Source organism: Gammaproteobacteria bacterium, assembly GCA_037388465.1.
Lineage (GTDB): Bacteria > Pseudomonadota > Gammaproteobacteria > SpSt-1174 > SpSt-1174 > JARRKE01.
Genome location: JARRKE010000081.1, coordinates 1 through 8,701, shown reverse-complemented (window position 1 = coordinate 8,701; position 8,701 = coordinate 1). Strand labels below are relative to the sequence as shown.

Below are 8,701 nucleotides of genomic sequence, written 5' to 3'. Positions count from 1 at the left end.
TGGGCCAAGCCGGACCAGGTGCGCAAGGTGGCGGAGCTCATGGCCAAGAACCATCCGGGCACCATCGTCTGGTGCATGGGCGGCACCCAGCACACCATCGGCAACAACAATACGCGCGCTTACTGCGTGCTGCAGCTGGCGCTCGGCAACATCGGTGTCTCGGGCGGCGGCGCCAACATCTTCCGCGGTCATGACAATGTGCAGGGCGCGACCGACCTGGGCCCGAACTGCCACACGCTGCCCGGCTACTACGGCCTGTCGGACGGCGCCTGGAAGCACTGGTCCCGCGTCTGGGGCGTCGACTTCGAATGGGTCAAAGGCCGATTCGAACCAGGGCTGTACGACGACGGCAAGGGCGGCAAGATTCACCCGATGAACATGTCCGGCATTCCGGTCTCCCGCTGGATGGACGGGGTGCTGGAAAGCAGGAACAACATCACCCAGAAGGACAGCATCCACGCCATGGTGTTCTGGGGGCACGCGAGCAACAGTCAGACGCGCGTGCCGGAACAGAAAAAGGCCATGGAGAAAATGGACACCCTGGTGATTATCGATCCGCATCCCACCGTTTCCGCGGTGCTCGGCAACCGCAAGGACAATACCTACCTGCTGCCGGCCTCGACCCAGTTCGAGACCTACGGTTCGGTAACGGCATCCAACCGTTCCCTGCAGTGGCGCGACAAGGTGATCGAACCGATGTTCGAGTCCAAGCCCGACCACGTCATCATGTACATGCTGGCCAAGAAGTTCGGGTTCGCCGATCAGATGTTCAAGAACATCAAGATCGTCAAGAACGGCCAGGGCGACGAGGAGCCGCTGATAGAGGACATCGTCCGCGAATACAACCGCGGCACCTGGACGATCGGCTATACCGGCCAGAGCCCGGAACGCATGAAGCTCCAGCAGCAGAACTGGCACACCTTCAACACCACGTCGCTCAAGGCGGAGGGCGGACCCTGCGACGGCGAGTTCTTCGGCCTGCCGTGGCCCTGCTGGGGGACGGCCGACATCAAACATCCGGGCACGCCGGTGCTTTACGATCCGAGCAAACCGGTCGCCGAGGGCGGCCTGTGCTTCCGCGCCCGTTTCGGTGTCGAGCACGACGGCGTCAGCCTGCTGGCCGACGGCTCCTATCCGGTGGATTCCGACATCAAGGACGGCTATCCCGAATTCACCTTCGGCATGCTGCGCAAGCTGGGCTGGGATGGCGACCTGACGCCTGACGAGATGGCGGCCATTCAGAAGGTCGGCGGCGCAAATCCGGATAAGGTGAACTGGAAGATCGACCTCTCCGGCGGGATTCAGCGCGTGGCCATCAAACACGGCTGCGCGCCCTTCGGCAACGCCAAGGCGCGCAGCGTGGTCTGGCAGTTCCCGGACCCGGTGCCGATTCACCGCGAGCCGTTGTACACCTCGCGCCACGACCTGATCACCAAGTATCCGACCTATCAGGATCGCAAGGTGTTCTACCGCCTGCCGACGCGCTGGGCATCGATCCAGGATGCCAGGGATTACAGCAAGGAGTATCCGCTGATCCACATCTCCGGGCGCCTGGTGGAATACGAGGGCGGCGGCGACGAAACGCGTTCCGAGGCCTGGCTGGCCGAGCTGCAGCAGGAGATGTTCGTGGAGATCAATCCGGTCGACGCCAACAACGCCGGGGTGCGGCACGGCCAGACGGTATGGCTGGAAGGGCCGGAGGACGGCGCCAAGATCAAGATCCGCGCCATGGTCACCCGCGGCGTGCCGAAGGGCGTGGTGTTCACGCCTTTCCACTTCGATGGGCATTTCGAGGGCGAGGACCTGCGCTCACGCTATCCCGAGGATGCGGCCCCGTACGTGCTGGGCGAATCGACCAACACGGCGACCACCTACGGCTACGACTCGGTGACCATGATGCAGGAAACCAAGGCCACCCTGTGCCGCGTGATACCGGCATGACCGGCAGCCGCCACATAGATCAGGAGGAGCGACCATGGCACGTATGAAATTCCTGTGTGACGCAGAGCGCTGTATCGCCTGCAACGGCTGCGTGACCGCGTGCAAGAACGCGAATGAGCCGGCAACGCCCTGGGGGATTCAGCGCAGAAGGGTGGTGACCCTCAACGAGGGCGAGCCGGGACAGAAATCGATCTCGGTATCCTGCATGCACTGCACCGATGCGCCCTGCAAGGCGGTCTGCCCGGTGGACTGTTTCTACACCACGCCGGACGGTATCGTCCTGCACAACAAGGACCAGTGCATCGGCTGCGGCTACTGTTTCTACGCCTGTCCTTTCGGTGCGCCGCAGTTCCCCGAACGCGAGGCGTTCGGCTCGCGCGGCAAGATGGACAAGTGCACCTTCTGCGCCGGCGGTCCGCTGCCGGACAACTCCAAGGAGGAGTACGAGGCCTACGGTTCCAACCGCGTGGCTGAAGGCAAGCTGCCGCTGTGCGCCGAGATGTGCGCGACCAAGTCGCTGCTCGCGGGCGACGGCGAGGTCATTTCCAAGATCTATCTCAAACGCGTCATGAAGCGTGGTACGCGCCCGGATACCTGGGGCTGGGAACGCGCCTACATGCAGGCCCTGTGAGCTTGGCGTGAGGATCGGAACATGAAATACGTAAAAGTGTTACTGATTGGCCTGACGATGCTGGGCGTGCTCGGCGTGGCGGGCTGTTACCGCAATCCCTCGGACGTCGCCGTACACAAGCCGGGCGTTTACAAAGGGCCTGCCGATCCCCTGATCGCCAAACTCAAGTCGCCCGAGTTGACCAAGAAACTCGACGACCGCGCCCGCGTCGCATTCGACGACCGTTGAGGGGGTGGATGATGAACGAATCGCTTCTCAAACAGGCCCGGGCAGGCAAATGGCGCTCCTGGCGCGCGCTGCTCCTGACGGGTGCCGTGGCGCTGGCGCTGTGCGTGCCGCTGTTGATTCCCCTGGCGGTCAGCCAGGCGCAGACCTCGGCGCAGGGCGCGCAGACGGACAATCCCCGCGCCGGCTTCTGGCGCGAGGTGCGCCATGGCGATGTCGGCTACACCACCGCGGATACGCCGGACGCCGACGTACTGATCCAGAACGGCGGCCAGAACTGGCGCCAGCTGCGTAACGGCCCGATCGCCAATTACGGCGGCTGGCTGATGGGCATCGTGCTGGTGGCGATCGCGGTGTTTCTCACCTTCAGGGGGCGCATCCGCGTCGAGGCGGGGCCGTCCGACATGCGCGTCATCCGCTTTTCGCTCTGGCAGCGCATCGTGCACTGGTTCACCGCCACGACGTTCGTCATCCTGGCGCTGACCGGCCTGGCCATCTTCTACGGCCGCGCGGTGCTGATCCCGATCATGGGTAAAGACGCCTTTTCGGTCATCGCCATGGCCAGCAAGCAGATTCACAACTTCGTCGGCCCGCTGTTCGTGGTGGCGGTGCTGATGCTGGTGGTGACCTTCATCGTCGGCAACTTCTACGAACGCGGCGACATCAAGTGGCTGCTCAAGGGCGGCGGCATGGTCGGCAAGGGACACGTCAGCGCCGGATGTTACAACTTCGGCGAGAAGAGCTGGTTCTGGCTGGCCACCATCGCCGGGATCGTCGTCGCCGGCAGCGGTCTGGTGCTGGATTTCCCCAACTTCGGCCAGAGCCGCGAGCTCATGCAGCTGGCCGAGATGATTCATGCCATCACCGCCGTCATCTTCATCGCCGCCTCCTTCGGCCACATCTATATCGGCACGGTCGGCATGGAAGGGGCGCTGGACGCCATGGTCAAGGGGCATGTCGACGCCAACTGGGCGAAGGAGCACCACGACCGCTGGTACGAATCCATGGACAAGCAGGGCAATGTCAAACCCATCGGCGAGGTGGAGGGACATCGAGTCGGGCAGGGGGCGCAGCACCGCACGACGTGACGATTCAAAAAGCCTGTCGGCTTGGGAGCATCGGTAACCTGGCGTTGCGCAGATTCGCTCTGGCGGGTTCGCGCAGCGCGGCATAAAACAACAAGGAGCGCCGCCATGTCGCTTATTCAATTCATTGAAGGTCCGCTCTGGTATTTCACCGCCTTCGTCTTCGTGGTGGGCATCGTCTGGCGTCTGGCCAGCCTGCTGCGATTCGCCAAGCGTCGCGATTTCTCGCTGGCCAAGGCTTCCTCCTCAACCGGCGCGCTGGTCGCCAACTTCCGCCACTTCGTGCCGCGCTCCATCTTCCTGGGGCGTACCAGCTTCAATTTCTACGTCGGCTATTTGTTTCACATCGGGCTGCTCGTGCTGCTGCTGTTCGCCGCGCCGCATATGGAATTTCTCAGGGACCACGTGTTCGGTTTCGGCTGGCCGGTACTGCCCGACTGGGCCTTCATCGTCGTCGCCGAGATCGCCTTCGGCAGCCTGATCCTGTTGTACATCCGCCGCCTGATGGACCCGGTGCAAAGCCGCCTGTCGGACCGGGACGATCACGTCGTCGCACTGCTCACCCTGCTGGTGCTGCTGACCGGCTGCATGGCGCTTTCGCGCGAGGACGTTTTCCTGCGCGGCCTGCACATGCTGGTGGTCGAGGTCTGGATGCTGTACTTCCCGTTCAGCCGCCTCATGCACACCTTCACCTTCATATTCAGCCGCAGCTATACCGGGCAGGTGTACGGCCGTAGAGGAGAGGTGCTATGAACCCCGTCATGAAACAAATCACCCAGGAGATGGACCGCACCTTCGGCGCCTATCTCGATGCCTGCGTCCATTGCGGGAACTGCGCCGAGGCCTGCCACTTTTACGAAATGACGGGGGACTCCAAATACGTCCCGGCGCTGAAGTTCGAACCGGTGCTGCGCACCTACCAGCGTGAGATGTCGCCGCTGGCCGGCCTCAAGCGCGCGCTGGGGCTGGCACCGCCGGAGGTCAGCGACGCGGAGGTCGAGGACTGGCGCGAACTGCTTTACGACAGCTGCACCATGTGCGGCCGCTGCACGCTGGTCTGTCCCATGGATATCGACATCGCCTACGTCGTCAGCGTCTGCCGCCGGGCGATGATGGACAACGACATGGCGCCGCCCGAACTCAAGGCGGTGGCGGAGCGTTCCCGGAACGAGGGCAGCCCGCTCGGCGTCACCCCCAACCTGCTCAAGGAGCGCATCGACTGGGTCGCCGACGAGCACGAGGTCGATATTCCATTGGATAAGGACAAAGCGGACGTACTGTTGACCCTGTCCTCGATCGAGGTGATGAAGTATCCCCAGGACGTGGCCGCCATGGCCGAGGTGATGAACCACTCCGGCGTGAGCTGGACGATTTCCAGCAAGGGCTACGAGGCGACCAACTTCGGTTATCTCGCCGGCGACCGCGAAATCGCCAAGACCATGGTGACGCGCGTCGTCGAGGCCGCCGAAGCGGTGGGGGCAAAAACCGTCATCGTGCCGGAATGCGGCCACGCCTACGGCGTCATGCGCTGGAACGCCGCCAACATCATGGGCCGCGAGCTGCCGTTCACGGTGCTGCACATCTCCGAGTTCCTGGAGCAGCTGCGTCAGGACGGCAAGCTCAGGCTCAAGCCGATGCAAAAGAAGGTCACCTTCCACGATCCCTGCCAGATCGTGCGGCGCGGCGGCGCCACCGAAGCGCCGCGCAACGTGCTGAGCGCCTTCGCCACGGATTTCGTCGAAATGCAGCCGTCCGGCAACCAGAACTGGTGCTGCGGCGGTGGCGGCGGGGTGGCCACGCTTACCAGCGCCAAGGAACTGCAATACAAGGTGTTCGAGATCAAGCGCGAACAGGTTGCCAAAACCGGCGCCGAAGCCATGGTCTCGTCCTGCTCCAACTGCCGGCTGATCTTCGACGAGGATATCGAGCACGCCGGCTGGGACAAGGAAAACCTCAGCCTGGTCGAGCTGGTGGCCGAACACCTGCAGGACTAGGCGAGAACATCGGCGTCCGCCGCTTGTCTGACATGTTTGAATCCGCATCAACGGAGCATCGGATGGATGCAGAGGTCTTCAATACCAGCCTGCGGTCCTTTCTGAAAAAGGTCGGCATCACTTCCCAGCGTGAAATCGAGCGTTACGTGGACGATGCCATACGCGAAGGGAAGTTGCAGGGCAACGAAATCCTGGCAGTGAGCATGCAGCTGAGCGTGGAAGGGCGGGACGAGCCGCTAGTGATCGAAGGAGAGGTGCGGCTCGGCTGAAATCCCGCCCTGAAGCGCATACAGCGGATGCACGCTGGCGCCGGCCTGCGGCGATTCCTCGCTTAGACGGCCATCCTGCAACCGCAGGCAGAGATTCTCGATCCCCGCGAAGTGCTGCGGTTCGTGGCTGGTGACCACCAGCGAAATTCCCGAGGCCTTGAGGTCGGTCAGCATCTCCCGCACCCGTCCTTTTGCCGTCGGATCCAGGCTCGCCGTCGGTTCATCCAGCAGCAACACCTTGGGGCGCATGACCCAGGCCCGTGCCAGGGCGACACGCTGACGCTGCCCGCCGGACAGGCGGTGGGCACGTTCCTCCGCCAGGTCCTTGAGTTCGGTCCAGGTCAGGGCCTCCTCGACGCGCTGTTCCCGTTCGTCGCGGTGCAGGTGCTTGAGACGCAGGCCGTAGGCCAGGTTCTGCCGCACGGTGCCTCTGAATAAATAGGGGTCCTGATGCAGGTAGATGACCTTGCGGCGGTAACGGCGCAACGCGCGCTGCCATGGCATCAGGCTGCCGTCGCAGCGCACCCATCCCTTGTCCGGCCGGATCAGGCCCGCGATGATTTTCAGCAGGGTGGATTTGCCGACCCCGTTGGGGCCGACCAGCAGTATCAAACGGCCCGCTTCCAGGTTCAGGCTGACGTCATCCAGGATGATGCGCCGGCCATAAGATTTCCGGATCTGATCGAAGCCCAGGACGCTCACAGCGGCCCTTCCTTTCTGCCCTGCAGCAGGGTGAGCATCAGGTTCAGGGTGAACGCCAGCAGCATCAGCACGAAGCCGAGGGCGATACCCTGCGAAAAGGCGCCCTTGCTGGTCTCCAGGGCGATGGCGGTGGTGATGTTGCGGGTGAAGTTGAGAATGTTGCCGCCCACCATCAGCGAGACGCCCACCTCCGAAATCACCCGGCCGAAACCGGCGATGATGCCGGCGATCAGTCCGAAGCGAACGTCGTAAACCACCGTTAAAAAGGCACGCCACGGCGGGGCGCCCAGTGTGCGCGCCGTTTCCCAGGCGCGCCGGTCGCCGCCCTGGAAAGCCACCAGGCACATCACGGTCATCAGCGGCAGCGACAGCATGATCTGGCCGATCACCATGGCCTTTTGCGTGAACAGCAGGTGCAGGTCGCCCAGCGGCCCGCTGCGGGACAGCACCAGGTACAGCGTCAGCCCGACGACGACGGCGGGAAAGGAGAGCAGGGCGTTGAAGATATAGACCAGGGTCGTCCGCCCGGGAAACCTGCCGTAGGCGAGGAGGAAGGCCAGGAGCACCACGATGGGTGTAGAGATGGCCGTAGCGCGCAGAGACACCGAGAACGAGGTCCAGATAATGCGCCACAGGTCGGGGTTCCCGCTGAAGAGCAGCACCATCGCATGTATGCAAGCCTCGTAGATGCTCTGGCCTTCCATAGACCCGTTCCCGTCAGCGCGTCACCGCGGTGGGCGTGAACAGCTGCTGGTTTTTCACCTTGTAGTCGCGGATCAGCTTCTGGGCCTCGGGCGAGGTGATCCAGGCCACGAAGGACATGGCGCCCATGTACTTGATGTCCGGATACTTCTGCGGATTGGTGGCCATGACGTGGTAGGGGTTGAACAGGCGCTTGTCGCCCTGCACCAGGATCTTGAGCGGCAGCTTGCTCTGATAGGCGAGCCAGGTGGCGCGGTCGGTGAGGGTGTAGGCGCCCAGTTCGCCGGCTATCTGCAGCACCTTGCCCATGCCCTGGCCGGCGGCGCGGTACCAGCTGCCGGACGGCTTGACGCCGGCATCCTTCCACAGGATCAACTCTTTCTTATTCGTGCCGGAATCGTCGCCGCGCGAGACGAAGGTGCTTTTCGACTGGGCGATCTTGGCGAACGCCTTGGCGACATCCTTCATGCCGTTGATATGAGCCGGATCGCTGGCCGGTCCCACGACGACGAAGTCGTTGTACATGACGTAGCGGCGATTCACGTACCAGCCCTGGTCGACGTATTTCATTTCCGCGGGCGGTGCGTGGACCAGGACCACGTCGGCGTCGCCGTCCTTGCCCATGCGCAGGGCCTTGCCGGTACCGACGGCGACCTCCTTGACGGCATAGCCGGTGTCGCGGGTGAAGGCGGGCAGAAGCACCTTGAGCAGGCCTGAATTGTCGGTGCTGGTGGTGGTGGCCAGCAGAATGGTTTTGCCCGAATCGGCCGTCGCATAGGTGGGAACGACCAGCAGGGCGGCAAGCAGTACGAGCAGTGGCTTGAGCCAACGCATGGCGGATCTCCTTTGGCTTGGTTGTTATCGAATGAACGGGTCCAAATCCATTCAAAGCAAGCAGGGTGCCAAAGTGGGGTCCGGCCCTGGAAAAATGCCCCGAATCGCCTGCAGGAATGGCCATATCAGCCCGTTTTGGTGAGGATTTTCCAGACCTGCGAGATTTCCGCCGTAAGCGCCTATACTCATTGAACGCCGATTCTAGGACATAAAAAGCACGCCCTGAGTGGGTCAATCTGGCCTAAGTCCTGAGACATATCGCCCCAGGTTCCGGGTGTGAAAAACGATCACCACCAAAGGATTAGGAACAGGCCGTGA

Annotated in this window: 10 protein-coding genes; 7 read left to right on the top strand and 3 right to left on the bottom strand. The window is 62.9% G+C overall.

Annotated elements, in window-relative coordinates; genetic code table 11:
- From P8Y64_12295 to P8Y64_12265, 7 genes are all read left to right on the top strand, one after another.
- Window positions 1-1,941, top strand: a 1,941-nt coding sequence (locus P8Y64_12295) for a molybdopterin-dependent oxidoreductase (protein ID MEJ2061245.1), incomplete at its 5' end; no start/stop codon positions are given.
- Window positions 1,942-1,975: 34 nt separating this feature from the next.
- Complete coding sequence (gene fdh3B, locus P8Y64_12290) at window positions 1,976-2,572, top strand: formate dehydrogenase FDH3 subunit beta (protein MEJ2061244.1); 597 nt, start codon at window positions 1,976-1,978, stop codon at window positions 2,570-2,572.
- A 21-nt stretch (window positions 2,573-2,593) separates the two neighbouring features.
- Window positions 2,594-2,800: a hypothetical protein gene (locus tag P8Y64_12285; GenBank protein MEJ2061243.1), complete on the top strand. Its 207-nt coding sequence runs from the start codon at window positions 2,594-2,596 to the stop codon at window positions 2,798-2,800.
- A gap of 11 nt (window positions 2,801-2,811) precedes the next feature.
- Complete coding sequence (locus P8Y64_12280) at window positions 2,812-3,885, top strand: formate dehydrogenase subunit gamma (protein ID MEJ2061242.1); 1,074 nt, start codon at window positions 2,812-2,814, stop codon at window positions 3,883-3,885.
- Window positions 3,886-3,990: 105 nt separating this feature from the next.
- On the top strand, window positions 3,991-4,635 hold the full coding sequence (locus P8Y64_12275; protein ID MEJ2061241.1) for a hypothetical protein: 645 nt from the start codon (window positions 3,991-3,993) through the stop codon (window positions 4,633-4,635).
- Window positions 4,632-5,876, top strand: a complete 1,245-nt coding sequence (locus P8Y64_12270; protein MEJ2061240.1) for a (Fe-S)-binding protein — start codon at window positions 4,632-4,634, stop codon at window positions 5,874-5,876. Before P8Y64_12275 ends, P8Y64_12270 begins: the two co-directional genes overlap by 4 nt.
- A gap of 62 nt (window positions 5,877-5,938) precedes the next feature.
- Entirely contained in the window at window positions 5,939-6,145 is a 207-nt protein-coding gene (locus tag P8Y64_12265; GenBank protein MEJ2061239.1) for a DUF6494 family protein, read from the top strand.
- Here the strand turns inward: P8Y64_12265 and ccmA are convergent.
- Genes ccmA through P8Y64_12250 form a run of 3 tightly spaced genes read right to left on the bottom strand, consistent with a single transcriptional unit; the run spans window position 6,113 to window position 8,383 of the window.
- Window positions 6,113-6,847, bottom strand: coding sequence for a heme ABC exporter ATP-binding protein CcmA (gene ccmA, locus P8Y64_12260; GenBank protein ID MEJ2061238.1), 735 nt, complete (start codon window positions 6,845-6,847; stop codon window positions 6,113-6,115). The two genes, P8Y64_12265 and ccmA, sit on opposite strands and share 33 nt — an antisense overlap.
- On the bottom strand, window positions 6,844-7,551 hold the full coding sequence (locus tag P8Y64_12255; protein MEJ2061237.1) for an ABC transporter permease: 708 nt from the start codon (window positions 7,549-7,551) through the stop codon (window positions 6,844-6,846). The genes ccmA and P8Y64_12255 overlap by 4 nt, the downstream gene beginning before the upstream one ends.
- A gap of 13 nt (window positions 7,552-7,564) precedes the next feature.
- Window positions 7,565-8,383: a substrate-binding domain-containing protein gene (locus P8Y64_12250; protein ID MEJ2061236.1), complete on the bottom strand. Its 819-nt coding sequence runs from the start codon at window positions 8,381-8,383 to the stop codon at window positions 7,565-7,567.
- Window positions 8,384-8,701 lie beyond the last annotated feature (318 nt).